The organism is Staphylococcus sp. OJ82, from assembly GCF_000294465.1.
Classification (GTDB): domain Bacteria; phylum Bacillota; class Bacilli; order Staphylococcales; family Staphylococcaceae; genus Staphylococcus; species Staphylococcus equorum.
The window spans coordinates 1-17,321 of sequence record NZ_ALPU01000008.1 but is presented as its reverse complement, the minus strand read 5'-3'; the positions used below and the strand labels follow the sequence as shown (position 1 = coordinate 17,321).

The following is a 17,321-nucleotide window of genomic DNA, read 5'->3' as shown; positions in this document are numbered from 1 at the left end:
ATCCTAAGATATTGTTGGTATTTTTAAAATCAATTCGTATTGAATCTTTAAAGACTCAATACGAATTTGTATTATTTGATGTTTTTAATAAGTTCATCTGCAAACTCAGAAGTAGAAACTTCTTTAGCACCGTCCATTAAACGAGCAAAGTCGTAAGTTACCACTTTAGAAGCAATTGTTTTCTCAATTGATTCAGTAATCTTATCTGCAGCTTCTTGCCATCCTAAGTGTTCTAACATTAATGTTGCACTTAAAATTTCAGATGATGGGTTAACTTTATTTAATCCTGCATATTTTGGAGCTGTACCATGTGTAGCTTCAAAAATAGCATGACCAGTTTCATAGTTAATGTTTGCACCAGGTGCAATACCAATGCCGCCAACTTGTGCTGCTAACGCATCAGATACATAGTCACCATTTAAGTTCATTGTAGCTACTACATCATGATCTGATGGACGTGTTAAAATTTGTTGTAAGAAAATGTCAGCAATTGAATCTTTAACGATAATTTTGCCTTCTTTTTCTGCTTTTTCTTGCGCTTCGTTTGCTTTGTCTTTACCTTCTTTTTCAACAATTTCATCATATTGCTGCCAAGTAAATACTTTATCACCAAATTCGTTATGTGCTAAGTCATAACCCCATTGTTTAAATGCGCCTTCAGTAAATTTCATGATATTACCTTTGTGCACTAATGTTAATGATTTACGATTATTTTCTAAAGCGTATTTTATAGAAGCACGTACTAAACGCTCTGTACCTTCTTTAGAAACTGGTTTCACGCCAATACCTGATGTTTCTGGGAATCTAATATTTTTAGCGCCCATTTCATTTTGTAAGAATTCAATTAATTTCTTAACTTCAGGTGTGCCTTCTTGGAATTCGATACCAGCATAAATGTCTTCAGTATTTTCACGGAAAATAACCATATCAGTGTCTTCAGGACGTTTAACTGGTGATGGAACGCCTTGGAACCAACGTACTGGACGTAGACATGTAAATAAATCTAATTCTTGACGTAAAGCAACGTTAAGTGAACGGATGCCGCCACCAATTGGTGTTGTTAAAGGACCTTTAATAGCAATTAAATATTCATTAATCGTATCAAGTGTTTCTTTAGGTAACCACTCGCCAGTTTCATCGTAAGCTTTTTGTCCAGCTAATACTTCTTTCCATTCGATTTTCTTTTCACCGTTATAAGCTTCTTCAACCGCTGCATCGATTACTCTGCTAGCCGCATTCCAGATATCTGGTCCAATACCATCACCAATAATAAATGGGATGATTGGATTATTTGGAACTGTTAAACCTTCTTGTGATTTTACTATTTTTTCTCCTGACATGTAAAAAAACCTCCGTGTTTTGTTTTTGATTAAATATTTTCTAAAAATATTGTTTGTACATTCATTATTACAATAAATATTTTAAAAATGAATGATTAAACTTATTATCTTTTTTCTATGGGTTCATATTTTCTATCTGTTTCACCAATATACTCAGCTCTTGGACGCATAATTCTATTATCTCTATATTGTTCTAAGATATGTGCAATCCAACCAGAAGTTCTACTTACTGCAAAAATTGGAGTGAATAAATCATGTTCGATATTCATACTATGATAAACGGTCGCACTAAAGAAATCCACATTGGCTATTAAGCCTTTTTCTTCTTTCATCTTATCAGCAATTTTAACGGAAATATCAAACAATTGACTTTGACCTGTTTCTGCTGTAATTTTTCTACTCATCTCTTTTAAGTATTTCGCTCTTGGATCACCATCTTTATATACGCGGTGTCCGAAGCCCATAATCTTTTCTTTATTTTCAATTTTTTCATCGATGTAATTATCAACTTCATCAATTGATTTCACTTCAGATAACATGCTCATGACACGTTCATTTGCCCCACCGTGAAGTGGACCTTTCAATGAACCAACTGCAGCAACAATACCTGAATACATATCGGATAATGATGAAACAGCACATCTTGCTGTAAATGTTGAGGCATTTAACTCATGGTCTGCGTGTAATACAAGCGCTTTGTTAAACGCTTCGACTTCGATATCTGTAGGCAATTCTCCTCTTAACATATATAAGAAGTTACCAGCATAATTTAAATCGTTATTTGGTTTTACAACATCTTTACCTTCTCTAACTCTTGCATATGCTGTAACAAGAGAAGCTATTTTAGCTTGAATACGTATCGCACGCTCCATTGTTTGTTCATCGCTTTCAGTTTCAGCATGTTCATCAAAATGGGCAATATAAGACACAGATGTTCTTAACGCTGTCATTGGATGCACGTTACTAGTAGCGTATTCTTTAAAGTGGCTATACACTCTAGGATTTAATGTCATGTATCCAAAAAGTTTTTCTTTTAATTCTTTTAATTCTTCTTCATTAGGTAATCGGTAGTGCCATAACAAGAAGACAACTTCTTCAAACTCAGCATTTTGAGCTAAATCATCAATATCATAACCTGCATATGTTAATTGACTATCAATGATAGAACTTACTTTAGTTTGAGATGCAATTACCCCTTCTAAACCTTTTTGTAACTCTGCCATATATAAATTCCCCTTTTCTATTTCGTTATGAAATGGCTTTCATTAACCATTATATCCAATTTCGTCCCTTTTGTGAATATTTAAAGTTTAATCCTCTTGCCAGAACACTAAGAAATAAGTATTTGTTTATATACCCTTAAAACACATCATGATATTAAATGGTGTTATAAACTCATTCTAGTATGTAAAGCCTTACAGTTCAATTTTAATTACTTTTCATTTGGTTATCATTATTAATAACTAATTATTAATGTAGTTTTATCCTTAATTTTTTTATGGTTCAGTTAAAAAACAGTTGTAATATTTTAAAGACAGTTGCATAATAATAAAACGACAAAATGAAGGAGTAGCAGATTATGTCAAACAATGAATTACAGAGAGAACTAAGCAACCGGCACATCCAGCTGATTGCAATTGGTGGCGCAATTGGTACAGGTCTGTTTTTAGGAGCTGGTCAAACAATCGCGTTAACTGGCCCTTCTATTTTACTTACATATATCATCATTGGTTTTATGCTATTTATGTTTATGCGTGGCTTAGGAGAAATGCTTGTAACAAATACTAATTTTAAGTCTTTCGCAGATGTCACGAATAAGTACATTGGTTCTTTTGCAGGTTTTGTGACTGGTTGGACTTATTGGTTATGTTGGATTATTACTGGTATGGCTGAGGTAACTGCAGTTGCTAAATATGTAAGTTTTTGGTTTCCTCACATTCCAAATTGGATCAGTGCATTATTCTGTGTACTTGTACTTATGTCACTTAATTTATTAAGTGCTAAACTATTTGGTGAATTAGAATTTTGGTTTGCAATCATTAAAATAGTAACAATTCTTGCTTTGATTGTTGTTGGTGCAATTATGATTATTATGGCCTATGATACACAATTTGGACATGCTTCATTATCTAATTTATACAATAATGGCATATTTCCTAAAGGTGTTAATGGATTTTTAATGTCATTCCAAATGGCTGTATTCTCATTTGTGGGTATCGAATTAATAGGTGTTACTGCAGGCGAAACTAAAGATCCAACTAAGACTCTACCGAAAGCAATTAATAGCGTTCCTTTACGTATATTAGTCTTTTATGTTGGTGCATTAGCTGTAATCATGTCAATCATCCCATGGAATGCTATAAATCCTGACGATAGTCCATTTGTTAGATTGTTCGCACTAATTGGTATTCCATTTGCAGCAGGCATTATTAATTTTGTTGTTCTAACTGCAGCGGCGTCTTCTTGTAACAGCGGCATTTTTTCTAACAGTCGTATGCTCTTTGGTCTTTCTAATCAAAAACAAGCACCACCTTATTTTGCATCAACGAATAAAAATGGCGTTCCGCACATTGCAATATTTGTCTCATGTGCATTACTGATGATTGCTGCTTTATTAAATTATATTGTCCCGAATGCGACACTCGTCTTCACTTATATCACCACTGTATCTACAGTGTTGTTTTTAGCTGTTTGGGCATTAATCATTGTTGCTTATATTAATTATACTAAACGTAACCCAGAAGCTCACAAACAGGCTAATTTTAAATTAGTAGGCGGTAAATATATGGGGTATATCATCTTAATATTCTTCTTGTTAGTATTTTGTTTATTGTTCGTAAATGAGGTTACAAGAACAGCGGTATTTTTAACACCAATATGGTTCGTTATGCTAAGTTTAATGTACTTAAGATATAAAAAAGTAGCACATACTCAAGATAAATAAAAAAAGATATTTTCAAAATGAACTATCTATACACATTGCTTGCGAACCAATGTGTATAGATAGTTTTTATTATAATTAAAATCAAGAATACTTTGTTATTTCATATAAAGTTGAGTGAAAATTAAAAAGAGAGTTAATTGAATTTAAAATTCAATTAACTCTCAACTTCTTATATTATTTCAAACAGGAATTTACAACTACCTATTAGTTTATATTCGTAAATCTATTATAAAACGTTAGCATAACCTTCAAAGATTTTACCTTGATTTGCATCAATAGTAACTAAAACATCATTTTGTATTTCTTTAGTTGCGTTTTCAACACCAACAACTGTAGGAATACCTTTTTCTAAACCAATGATTGCACTTGGTGAAGTGATGCCATTTTCCTCTGTGATTAAACCAATTGCATTTTCAATATAAGGTACAAGTGTTTCGTCTACTGAAGACGTTACAATAATTGTTTCAGATAGATCTTTACCTTCTAACTCATTTGCATTATTAACAACAAGTGTTTGGCCAACAACTGAATTTCTACCAATACCTTGTCCTTTTGCAAGTTCATCTCCTACTAAATGTAATTTCATCATGTTAGTAGTACCTTTTTCACCTGTTGGAACACCAGCAGTGATAATAATTAAATCACCATTTTGAACTTTTTCAGTTTCAACTGCAGTTGCTACAGCATTATTTAATAATGCATCTGTAGTTTTACGTCCTTCTTTGATTACTGGATGAATTCCCCATACTAGAGCACATTGGCGTGCAGTTTCTGGATTAGGTGTTACTGCGATAATGTCTGATTGTGGACGATATTTAGAAATCGTACGAGCAGTTGAACCACTTTCTGTAGCAGCAACAATTGCTTTTACATTTAAGTTTAATGCTGTATGTGCAACTGAAACACCAATTGCGTTAACAAGTGACGTTTCTACTAATTTAGTGCGATCTGACAATAATTTTTTATAATCTTGTGCACCCTCAGCAGAAACTGCAATATTACGCATTGTTTTAACTGCTTCTTCAGGATAAAGTCCAGCAGCTGTTTCACCAGAAAGCATTACTGCGTCTGTACCATCATAGATTGCGTTGGCAACATCACTTGCTTCGGCACGTGTAGCACGTGGGTTTCTTTGCATAGAATCAAGCATTTGTGTCGCAGTGATAACAGGTTTGCCTAATTTATTACATTGTCTGATTAAATCTTTTTGCACCATAGGTACTGATTCTGGTGGAATTTCAACACCCATATCACCACGTGCAACCATTAAACCGTCTGAAACTTCAAGAATATCTTTGATGTTGTCAATACCTTCTTGGTTTTCAATTTTAGGTATAATGCTGATTGTTGTATTTTTTTGTGCTTCAAGTAATTTACGGATATCAAGTACATCACTTGGACGACGTACGAAACTAGCTGCGATGAAATCAACGCCTTCGCTAATACCAAAATTAATATCTTCAGCATCTTTATCAGTAATACCAGGTAAACTTACTTTAACGCCTGGTAAGTTTACGCCTTTTTTATTTTTTAATTCGCCAGTGTTTAATACATCACAAACAACTTCGCCATTATCTTTGTCGATACGTTTAACTTGTAATTCAATTAAACCATCATCTAATAAAATATATGAACCTTCTTCTACATCATTGATTAAATTATCATAAGTTACTGAGAATTTTTCAGGTGTACCTTCTACTTCTGTCATGCTTACGATGACTTCAGTATCTCTTTCAAGTTCAATACCGCCATCTTTCATACTGTGTGTACGAATTTCAGGTCCTTTAGTATCAAGTAAGATTGCAACAGTTTTACCTAATTTTTTAGATACTTTACGAATCGAGTCAATTCTTGCTTTATGTTCTGCATGATCACCATGTGAAAAGTTTAAACGTGCAACATTCATTCCGGCTTTCATTAATTTCTCAAGCATTTCTTCCGATTCTGACGCTGGTCCAATAGTACAAACAATTTTAGTTTTTCTCATTAATAATGCCTCCAAGTATTTTATATAGATAATTCATTTGTTAATTCATAAGTTTCAAAATCGAACTCATGTTGATCCGATCTAAATATTTCTTCAAATGGTGTATCAGTTAATTCATTATTACGGATTCCCACACCAATAGCAGTTTTCCCTTGTAATAATAAATCTACTGCATGACCACCTAAACGTGACGCTAACACACGATCTGCTCCACTTGGGCTACCACCACGTTGGATGTGACCCAATACAGAAACACGTGCATCAACATTAATATACTTAGTTAACTCTTGAGCGCAAGCCTCTCCAGACATACAACCTTCTGCTACCATGACGATTGAATGTTTTTTGCCTCTTTTAATACCATTATCGATTTTTTCAGCTACATCTTTGATGTCTGTTTCTACCTCTGGAACGATAATTGTTTCTGCACCTACAGACATGCCTGCCCACAATGCTAAGTCTCCACAATCACGTCCCATAACTTCTATAATAAAGGTTCTAGCATGACTCGATGCTGTATCACGGATTTTATCAACACAATCAATAATAGTGTTTAATGCTGTATCAAATCCAATTGTAAAATCTGAACCATTAATATCATTATCAATCGTACCAGGTATTCCAATTGTCTGGATTTCTTCACATTCTTCACTTATACGTTGCGCGCCTCTGTAACTACCATCTCCACCGATAACTACAAGGCCTTCGATTCCTCTTTTACGTAAGTTTTCTATACCTTTCTTACGCATTTCTACTTCTTTAAATTCAGGACACCTTGCTGAATATAAAAAAGTGCCTCCGCGTTGAATTGTATCCCCAACAGAACCGAGTTCAAGCTTTTCGATATCATCGTTTAATAAACCTTGATAGCCTTGGTAAACACCATAGACTTCAATGTTATTAAAAATCGCTTTTCTAACTACAGCTCTTATAGCTGCGTTCATGCCTGGAGAATCTCCACCACTTGTCAACACTGCAATTTTTTTCATGACGACAAACCTTTCTAACATGTATTTCTTATTCTAAAAATACCATAAATAATACAATGGTGCCATTAAAATAAGGCTTTGTGCCAAATGTAAACGTTTTAAAGTAATCTAAACTATTAATTTATAAATAGTAAGCGTTTACTATAATTTTCGGCAAAAATGAAATGAGCGCTCTTATGTATTTACCTTTAAATTATATTTCTTAAACAATATATTTATTTTTTAAATAAAATAAATATTTGTGTTTACTCAATCTACTTCTCTACAACTATAAAAATGGCTGTGAAAAAATCTATCGTCATAGATTTTTTCACAGCTCATCTCAATATGTTTGATATTATTCGTGAAATGCTCCAATATTTCTAAATTTTGCATAACGGTCATCAACAAGTTGTTGTTTACTTAGCTGACTTAATTCTGCTAAATGATATTCAAAACCTTTCTTGATGTTTTGTGCTTGAATTTCAACATCATGGTGTGCACCACCTAATGGTTCTTTAATTACATCATCAGCTATATTGAGTTCACGTAAATCTTCAGCAGTAATCTTCATTGTTTCTGCAGCAATTTTTGCAAGATTACTGTCTTTCCATAACAGTGCAGAAGCACCTTCAGGTGAAATAACAGAATACGTACTATTTTCAAGCATCAATATACGATTTGTAATACCTAAACCTAAAGCTCCTCCACTACCACCTTCACCAATCACAATAGAAATGACTGGCACTGTTAACGAAGCCATTTCAACTAAGTTTCTAGCGATAGATTCACTTTGTCCACGTTCTTCTGCTGCTTTACCTGGATACGCACCTTTAGTATCGATAAAAGTAATAATAGGTCGATTGAATTTTTCCGCCTGTTTCATCAATCTAATTGCTTTTCTATAACCTTCTGGATGTGCCATCCCAAAATTACGATAAATATTATCTTTGGTATCTTTACCACGTTGTTGTCCAACTACAGTAACAGCTTGGCCATTCAAATAACCAATGCCACCAATCATTGCAGGATCATCTCTATAATTTCTATCACCATGAAGTTCCATGAATGAATCAAATATATAAGGTATGTAATCTAAAGATGTAGGTCTTTCTTGTAAACGTGCTAATTGCACACGATCCCATGGTTTAAGGTTTGTATATACCTTTTCAGTCTCTCTCTCTAAAGAAGCTTCGAGCATATCAATTTCTTCTTGAAGATCTACATCATTCTTTTCTTGAGATTCTTTTAATGATTCAATTTTATTTTTTATTTCAAAAAGCGGCTTTTCAAAATCAAGCATTTGTTTTCACCTCTTGGTGCATTTTTAAGATATTAGATAACGTTGTTTTCATTTCTTTTCTATGTACTACTTTATCTAATTGACCATGTTCTAATAGAAATTCTGCAGTTTGGAAATCATCTGGTAATTTTTCATTAATAGTTTGTTCAATGACACGTCTTCCAGCAAATCCAATTAACGCTTTTGGTTCACTAAGATTAATATCACCTACAGAAGCAAAGCTTGCAGAAACACCACCTGTAGTTGGATTAGTGATGTAAGAAATATACAATAACCCCGCATCCGCGTGTTTCTTCAGTGTCACACTCGTTTTACCCATTTGCATTAACGATATAATACCTTCTTGCATTCTAGCTCCACCGCTTGCTGAAAATAAAATAAATGGCAAACGATTTTCAATACAATGCTCAATAATTCTACAAATTTTCTCGCCTACTACAGAACCCATGCTGCCCATTCTGAATCTAGCATCCATAACAGCAACACCATAACTTATACCTTCTAAATTTGCAGTTCCAGTCACTACTGCTTCGTTCAGCTCAGTTTTTTGTCGATCTTTTTGGATTTTTTCTTCATAACTTGGGAAGTCCAATGGGTTTGCCGAAGTCATGCCTCTATCAAATTCTTTAAATGTACCTTCGTCGGAAATAGCTTCAATACGTTTATAAGCTGTAAGTGCAATGTGATGATCACAGTTAAAACAAACGTTTAAGTTTTCAGCTAATTCTTTCGTATACATAATTTTTTTACATTTAGGACATTTCGTCATAATACCTGCAGGAACATCGCTTTGTTTTGAATCCGATACGGTCACGTACTTTTTCTTTTTACTACTTCTATTGAAAAAATCTTTAAACATTGGTAAACCTCCACATAAATATCGCAATCTTTCTCTACACTTAACTGTAAGTCACGTATTGAGTTCAGGATTAACGAATATTATTTATCTAAGTCTGTTAATTTCATTGTCTTTTCATAAATTTCCTCTGGATCCATATCATTTCTAGCAACGCCAGACTCCATTGCTGCTTTTGCAACTTCTCTAGCGACTGATGGTGCTACACGCTTATCAAACGGACCAGGAATACAATAATCAGGATTCAATTCTTCTTGATTAATTAAATTAGCAATTGCTTCAACCGCAGCCTGTTTCATTGCTTCATTAATTTGTGTTGCTTCTACATCTAAAGCACCTCTGAATATACCCGGAAATGCTAAGACATTATTAATTTGATTTGGAAAATCTGAACGGCCTGTTCCTATTACTTTTGCACCTGCTGCTTTTGCAACATCTGGCTGAATTTCTGGGTTAGGGTTTGCCATAGCAAAGATAATTGGATCATCAGCCATAGATTCGACCATCTCTTTTGTTAATAAATCTGCAACAGAAACGCCTATAAACACGTCAGCATCTCTGATGACATCATTTAAGCTACCCTCAATTTTCTCTCTATTAGTCCACTTAGCTACGTATGCTTTCGTATCATTCATACCGAAAGCACGATCTTCAAAAATAGCACCTTTAGAATCACACATAATCATATCTCTAACACCATAAGAATATAATAATTTAACAATAGCCATACCAGCTGCACCGGCACCATTAAGAACGACCTTAATGTCTGACAAATCTTTATCCACTATTCTTAAGGCATTGATCATACCTGCTACTGTAACGATTGCTGTACCATGTTGATCATCGTGAAATACTGGTATTTTAGTTTCTTTTTTCAAACGCTCTTCTATTTCAAAACAGCGCGGCGCTGAAATATCTTCTAAGTTAATGCCACCATAATTCGGTTCTAATAATTTCACAGTATTCACTATATCATCTGTATCTGTAGTATTTAATGCAATAGGCACACCATCGATACCAGAAAAACTTTTAAATAACACTGCTTTCCCTTCCATTACTGGGATACTCGCTTCTGCACCAATATTTCCTAATCCTAAAACAGCTGTACCATCTGTTACAACAGCTACAGTATTGCCTTTCATGGTATACTCAAAAACTTTTCGAGAATCTTCATGTATTTCTTTACAAGGCTCTGCGACACCTGGTGAATAAGCTAAACTTAATTCTTCTTTATTAGTAACTTGTACCTTAGGTGTTACTTCCAACTTTCCTTGATTTCGTCTATGCATTTCTAATGCTTCGTCTCTCAATGTCATGTAAATCTACCCCTTTACATTCAACTAGTATAAAAATCAGTTCATATATATTTTTATTACAATCTAACTTAAATTACAAATGATATTGCTAACAAGATGTCGATTTCACTCATACAGTTAATATTTGTAATAAAAATATATAGATTGATTTGACATTAAATAATTATTATCTTTAATTTAGTTAGAATTAAAACTGACGGCAAGTTTATGCTTAACCATCAGTTTACTATACCATAGTTCATAGAGCTATTAAAGTTAAATAATTCTTATATCCCAAGGGGAAAACCGTTGTATAAATGTATTTAATACGTCGTTATCACGTGTGATATAACCTATGATTTTGAACTTATTTTGCTCCTCTTGGAAATACTTAACAGGAATATAGTTACTATTTTCTGTTTGTGTTAAAAATTGCTTTAATTCTGTTTCATCGCTTAGGTTTCTAATTACAATTTGTTTCGCTTGTTCAAATGAACTCACTTCAAAAGCTTCAACCGTCTCTATCTGATTAATAATAAGCTGCTTCTTATTATTCCTATTTTCAAACTTACCTTTTAGGATAAATGTCTCATCCGTTTTCAAATCTGTTTCATATTTTTTGAATGTATCTGGAAAAACGACCCCATCCAAACTATTAACTCCATCATTTAGTGTTACAAAAGCCATATTTTGACCGTTTTTGGTACGTATACGTTTAATATTATCAATTTGAACAAAAATCGGTTGATTATCTCGTGCATTAGTAAGTTTATATATACCGAGATATTGCTTTTGTTCAAAAGCTTTTTCGACAGGGTGTGTTGAAACATAAAAGCCTAAATATTCTTTTTCATAATCACTCAATACTTTATCCGGCAATTCCTCTTTGTCTTCATATGTCGCTTTAGGCGTTAATACATCAAATATAAAGCCGTCTTGTTCAATATCAGATGAACTATCAAGTACTTGATCAATTGACTGTAGTAGTGTCGCACGATTTTTGCCAAAGGTGTCGAAAGCGCCTACTAATATGAGCGCTTCAAGTAATTTTCTAGATTTAATCCTTTTAGGAATACGTCTTGTAAAATCAAAAAAGTCTTTAAAATGCCCATTTGTTATGCGTTCATCAACAATTAACTTAACGCTTTGATAACCTACTCCTTTAATCGCACCAATTGACAAGTAGATACCCTGTTTAGTTGCTTTATAGAACCAGTGACTTTGATTAATATTCGGCGTTAAAATATTGATTGATTGATGCTTTGCTTCATCAATAATTTGCGCTGTCTTCTTCTCGCTTCCGATAGTATTGCTCAAAATATTAGCGTAAAAATAATTAGGATAATGTACTTTTAAATAGCTCATAATATAAGCGATTTTAGAATAGCTTACAGCATGGGCACGTGCAAAGCCATAGTCTGCAAATTTTAGAATCAAATCAAATATTTGTTTACTTAAACTTTCATCGTAGCCATTTTTCAAAGCACCATCCACAAAATGTTGACGTTCACTTTCTAATACAGCACGGTTCTTTTTACTCATCGCACGTCTTAAAATATCCGCTTCTCCATAACTAAAGTTTGCGAACTTACTGGCAATTTGCATGATTTGTTCTTGATAAATGATAACGCCATAAGTGTTACTTAATATCGGTTGTAAATCACTATGCAAATATTGCACTTTAGATGGATTATGCCTTCTCGTAATATAAGTAGGTATTTCCTCCATAGGACCTGGTCTGTATAAAGACGTTACGGCTACAATATCTTCAAAATGTTCAGGTTGTAATTTTTTCAATACATTTCTAATACCATCTGATTCAAGTTGGAAAATACCTGTAGTATCCCCTTGAGATAATAATTGAAAGACTTTGCTATCATCAAAAGGTATTTGCTCTATATCAATATGTGTATTCGTGTCTTTTTTAACTTGTTTCACAATTTGATGAATAATGGATAAATTTCGTAACCCTAAGAAGTCGATCTTCAACAAGCCTATTCTCTCTGCTTCCGTCATCGTCCATTGTGTTAATAATCCAGTATCACCTAACGTCAATGGTGCATATTCGTATAATGGGTGATCATTAATAATGATACCTGCAGCATGTGTTGATGTATGGCGAGGTAACCCTTCTAATTTTTTACTAATTTCAAACCATCGTTCATGCCTATGGTTTCGGTGTACAAACTGTTTAAAATCATTTTGTTCGTAAGCTTGATCTAAAGTTATACCTAGCTTGTGTGGTATTAATTTTGAAATTTCATTCAAAGTAACCTCATCAAATCCCATAATTCTACCAACATCTCTAGCTACTGCTCTAGCTAACAAATGACCGAACGTTACAATACCTGCAACGTGATTATCACCATATTTTTCCTGGACATATTGAATAACTTTATCTCTATGCGTATCTTCAAAATCAATATCAATATCCGGCATTGTTACACGTTCCGGATTAAGAAAACGTTCAAACAATAAATTATATTGTATAGGATCAATCGTAGTAATATTTAAAAGATAACTTACCAATGACCCTGCCGAAGAACCACGACCAGGTCCTACTAATACATCATGCGTTTTCGCATAATGTATTAAATCACTTACTATAAGAAAGTAATCTTCAAATCCCATGCGAGTAATGACTTGATACTCATGGACAAGTCTTTCTCTATAAGTGTCGAATTGGTTATGATTTAAATTAAGTTGATTTAAGTTTTCTTGTAATACTTGCCATAAATAATCTTTTGATTGCTGATTATCCGGCGTTTTAAATTTAGGTAATAAAGACTGATGATATATCATTTCAGCCTGACATATTGTTGCAAGTTGATTTGTGTTATCTAGCACTTCCTTACTTAAATGAAGTGTAGCCAAATCGCTATAATCGTATAAATGTGCATCATAATCAGGTTGTTCACTCACTAAATCTAATTTAGCGTTATCCCTGATGGCAGCGAGCGCAGTAAGCGTATCAGCATCTTGTTGGTTAAGATAACGTGTACTTTGAGCCCAAACCATTGGTAATTCCAATGTTACTTCACTCGTATGATTTACATAAATATGTGTATCATCAGTAAAATCAGCTACAATAGCTTCATTTGATGATGATACATCTTTAAAAATAACAACAATATGCTGTAGATATTTTTTCAGCCACTCTATAGGTGTTTCAGTTTTTTCTTTCATTTTTATAGCAGACGACAGCTTAAACATATCTTTTAGTCCTTGCTCATTTTGCGCTAGCACTATCGTTTCCACTGACTCTAAACCATCTGTCACAAAAATCGTCATACCGAAAATAGGATGAATATTTGCTGCAATACACGCGTCATAAAATTGTGGGTAACCGTATAAGACATTTGTGTCTGTAATCGCTAACGCGGTGTACCCTTCTTTAGCGGCCTTAGCAACAACATCTTTTATTCTCAAACTAGAATGTAATAAGTCGTATGTTGTATGAATATTTAAATGCGTAACCATCAGCAAACACCTCCTATATACTTACAACTTATTATTTAAAGCTTCGGCTAATGAATTAAATTCGTTCCAGTTTGCAACAGAAACACCTGATGCATTTGGATGACCTCCACCACCAAATTCACTTGCAATATCATTAATCACAATGCCTTTTGAGCGGATGCGACATCTTATTTCAGTGCCTTCATCAACAGCAAAGACCCATATCTTCAAGCCTTGAATATCTGCAATCGCATTTACAAATAAAGAAGCTTCGTTAGCCGCAATATTAAACTGCTTAAGCACATCTTGTGTAATAATTATTTTACAAAATCCATTTTCATCTAACTCAAAGTTCTGTAATACATATCCTTGGAAGGGTAAGAGTTTCGGGTCTTTTTCGCCCATTTGATTAAGCTCTTCATTATGATTAAATGGATATTTGAGTAACTGGCTCGCAACTTCCATCGTATGGGGCGTTGTATTATTAAATAAGAAACGCCCTGTATCACCAACAATTCCTAAATATAGTACGCGTGCAACAGAGGCATCTATCACTGTTGTGTCATTAAAATGCGTAATAAAGTCAAAGATAATTTCACTTGTAGAAGAAGCCTGTGCATTCACATAATTAATATCACCATATTGATCCACTGCTGGGTGATGGTCGATTTTAATTAGGGAACGACCTTTATTAAAGCGCTCATCACTAATCCTTGGTGAATTAGCCGTATCACAAACAATCACTAATGCATCTTTATATTGTTCATCTGTAATTTCGTCAAAAGTTCCAATAAAATCTAACGAAGGCTCTGATTCCCCAACTGCAAATATGTTTTTTTCTGGAAACTTTAATGTTAAATAGTGTTTCAAACCAAGCTGTGAACCATAAGCATCTGGATCAGGTCTGACATGTCTATGTATAATAACTGTTTCAGCTTCGTTAATTTCACTCATAATTTGATTGAATTCTTTAGTCATTTATATCTTCCTTTTCATTAGTTATATAAAATTTGTTTAATCTATCATCTGGCAGATAATCATTGCTTTCGCTACATGATGCTCATCAGTAGACATTGTCACTTCTAGTTTAGCAAAGTTTCTTCCTACATCTAACATATCATAATGCACATCGATTTCTGATTCGATTTGTACTGTCTTAATATATATGATGTTCAAACTTTCTATCATGACTTCAAGTTTTTTTAACTTTCTCATTTCATAGCGAACTGTTTCTTCAATTATAGCGACAAATACAGCTTTACTTAAAGTACCATATTGATTCGTTAATAGCGGGGTAGTTTGTACTTGAATACCATTATTTGTAATGTTGATATGTTTTGCAATTTGATCATTAATAGTTTCTCCCACTTGAGGTTGTCGACTTAATAATTGCATCGTTGTTAATACATCTTTTCTCGTTATAACACCTATAAGTTTTTTGCTACTTGTAGTCACTGGTAACAGTTCTATACCTTCCCAAATCATCATATGGGCACAGTTTGCTACTGTGGTAGTTAATTGGACATTTATAGGTGCCTTCGTCATAAACTGAGCTATCGTGTCATAATCATCCATTTTAATAATTTCTTTGCTCGTAATAATACCTACTAATTTCCATTGTTCATCAATAACTGGAAATCTTGAATATCCTGTAGCTCTTGCTTTTTCTTTATAATCAATCAACTTCATATTTTCAAAGATTACTGTGCTCTCTTTCACTGATTTTACAATATCTTCAACGACCAATATTTCTTTACGAATCATTTGGTTATACATTGCTCTATTAATGATGTTAGCTACTAGATATGTGTCATAATTAGAAGAAAGTATTGGTAGATCATGTTCATCCGCATACTTTATAATTTCATCAGAAGTTCTAAAACCACCTGTAATCAGCACCGCACTTCCTCTTTTTAAGGCTGCTAATTGTACATCTTTACGATTACCTACAATCAATAATGTATGCGTACTTAAATATTTTACTACATCGTCTATCTCCATCGCACCTATGGCAAACTTGGTTAGTGTTTTAATTAAACCGTTTCTGCCGCCTAACACTTGACCGTCTATAATTTTTACAATTTCACCAAATGTAAGTTGTTCAATTTGTTTGCGCGTTTTCTTTTCTATGCGAACAGTACCTACGCGGTCAATTGTTGCTACCAAGCCAATTTGACCGGCATCTTTAATCGCTCGGTAAGCTGTACCTTCAGATACACTTAAATCCTTCGCTACTTTTCTAACAGAAATTTTTTGTCCTACTGCTAGAGATTCTATATATGATAAAATTTGCTCATGCTTTGTCATTTAAATAACCTCATTTTTATTGAACAGTTTCTATGCCATTATAACTTCTTATATCTAAAATTGCGATGTCACAATTCAAATTATGGTAGATTATAACTTTATAATGTTGAACTGCACCTTTTAAATAATATAAATAATTCTTTTTAAGAAATTAATATGTAAGATTTTATATTATAATTGGATTTATCAAGGAATTTTGATTAGAATGATATCAAGGAGGGATGAACAATGTTCAAAAATATTTTACTTGGTGTAGATACAACACTTACTAACGAAAAAGCACTTAAAGAAGTATCAAAATTAGCAGGTGAAGGAACGACGGTCACTATTTTAAATTCAATTAGTGAACAAGATGCACAATCATCAATTAAATCTGGTATTCATTTAGATAAACTAGTTGAAAAGCGCAGCAAAGGACTTGAGCCAACACGTAAGGCTTTAGATGAATATGGCATCAAATATGATGAAATTATTGTTCGTGGCAGTGCCAAAGAACAACTAGTTAAACAAGCAAATAGTGGCAAATATGAAATCGTCGTACTCAGTAACCGCAAAGCTGAGGAAAAGAAAAAATTTGTCCTTGGTAGCGTCAGCCATAAGGTGGCGAAAAGAGCAAACATCCCTGTTCTTATTGTAAAATAATATAAAACTCAAACACCTTTGTATTAATTTGAGTTTATCATCTAAACAAACCTAGCGCACAAAGGCACTGAACCCTTAAAATGGGAACTTAATAAAAACACTATTTTCTAGGATGCTAATTTCCTGAACTCTATAGGAGATAAGTAGCCTAGTTTTTGTTGAATTCTTACTTTATTATAGTTTTCAATGTAATTTTCGACAATATCTATTACAATGTTAT

At 33.5% G+C, this 17,321-nt stretch carries 13 protein-coding genes; 2 read left to right on the top strand and 11 right to left on the bottom strand.

All coding sequences use genetic code 11. From position 1 onward, the window contains the following. Window positions 1–71: 71 nt before the first annotated feature. Together icd and SOJ_RS06995 are read right to left on the bottom strand one after the other, a co-directional pair. Window positions 72–1,340: an NADP-dependent isocitrate dehydrogenase gene (gene icd / locus SOJ_RS07000; RefSeq protein WP_002507365.1), complete on the bottom strand. Its 1,269-nt coding sequence runs from the start codon at window positions 1,338–1,340 to the stop codon at window positions 72–74. A 104-nt stretch (window positions 1,341–1,444) separates the two neighbouring features. Continuing rightward, window positions 1,445–2,563: a citrate synthase gene (locus SOJ_RS06995; RefSeq protein ID WP_002507364.1), complete on the bottom strand. Its 1,119-nt coding sequence runs from the start codon at window positions 2,561–2,563 to the stop codon at window positions 1,445–1,447. A 356-nt stretch (window positions 2,564–2,919) separates the two neighbouring features. On the opposite strand from SOJ_RS06995, the gene SOJ_RS06990 reads away from it, so the two are divergent. Beyond that, window positions 2,920–4,284 (top strand): amino acid permease, encoded by a 1,365-nt coding sequence (locus SOJ_RS06990; protein ID WP_002507363.1) that lies wholly within the window; start codon window positions 2,920–2,922, stop codon window positions 4,282–4,284. A gap of 226 nt (window positions 4,285–4,510) precedes the next feature. On the opposite strand, the gene pyk is transcribed toward SOJ_RS06990, so the two are convergent. From pyk to SOJ_RS06950, 8 genes are all read right to left on the bottom strand, one after another. Further along, window positions 4,511–6,271 carry a pyruvate kinase gene (gene pyk, locus SOJ_RS06985; protein WP_002507362.1) on the bottom strand — a complete coding sequence of 587 codons (1,761 nt, stop codon included), beginning with the start codon at window positions 6,269–6,271 and terminating at the stop codon, window positions 4,511–4,513. A 20-nt stretch (window positions 6,272–6,291) separates the two neighbouring features. Then, window positions 6,292–7,260 (bottom strand): 6-phosphofructokinase, encoded by a 969-nt coding sequence (gene pfkA / locus SOJ_RS06980; RefSeq protein WP_002507361.1) that lies wholly within the window; start codon window positions 7,258–7,260, stop codon window positions 6,292–6,294. 337 nt (window positions 7,261–7,597) lie between these two features. Further along, window positions 7,598–8,542, bottom strand: coding sequence for an acetyl-CoA carboxylase carboxyltransferase subunit alpha (locus SOJ_RS06975; RefSeq protein WP_002507360.1), 945 nt, complete (start codon window positions 8,540–8,542; stop codon window positions 7,598–7,600). Then, window positions 8,535–9,401 carry an acetyl-CoA carboxylase, carboxyltransferase subunit beta gene (gene accD / locus SOJ_RS06970; RefSeq protein WP_002507359.1) on the bottom strand — a complete coding sequence of 289 codons (867 nt, stop codon included), beginning with the start codon at window positions 9,399–9,401 and terminating at the stop codon, window positions 8,535–8,537. Before accD ends, SOJ_RS06975 begins: the two co-directional genes overlap by 8 nt. A gap of 80 nt (window positions 9,402–9,481) precedes the next feature. After that, window positions 9,482–10,714, bottom strand: a complete 1,233-nt coding sequence (locus SOJ_RS06965) for an NAD(P)-dependent malic enzyme (RefSeq protein WP_002507358.1) — start codon at window positions 10,712–10,714, stop codon at window positions 9,482–9,484. 255 nt (window positions 10,715–10,969) lie between these two features. Then, window positions 10,970–14,173: a DNA polymerase III subunit alpha gene (locus tag SOJ_RS06960; protein WP_002507357.1), complete on the bottom strand. Its 3,204-nt coding sequence runs from the start codon at window positions 14,171–14,173 to the stop codon at window positions 10,970–10,972. Window positions 14,174–14,194: 21 nt separating this feature from the next. Next, entirely contained in the window at window positions 14,195–15,130 is a 936-nt protein-coding gene (locus SOJ_RS06955) for a DHH family phosphoesterase (protein WP_002507356.1), read from the bottom strand. Between the two features lie 36 nt (window positions 15,131–15,166). Continuing rightward, window positions 15,167–16,459: a DRTGG domain-containing protein gene (locus tag SOJ_RS06950; RefSeq protein ID WP_002507355.1), complete on the bottom strand. Its 1,293-nt coding sequence runs from the start codon at window positions 16,457–16,459 to the stop codon at window positions 15,167–15,169. 228 nt (window positions 16,460–16,687) lie between these two features. Between SOJ_RS06950 and SOJ_RS06945 the strand changes: the two genes are divergently transcribed. Then, window positions 16,688–17,101 (top strand): universal stress protein, encoded by a 414-nt coding sequence (locus SOJ_RS06945; RefSeq protein ID WP_002507354.1) that lies wholly within the window; start codon window positions 16,688–16,690, stop codon window positions 17,099–17,101. A 107-nt stretch (window positions 17,102–17,208) separates the two neighbouring features. Here SOJ_RS06945 and SOJ_RS06940 read toward each other — a convergent pair. Then, the coding region (locus SOJ_RS06940; protein ID WP_037539502.1) for an IS3 family transposase at window positions 17,209–17,321 on the bottom strand (113 nt) is incomplete at its 5' end.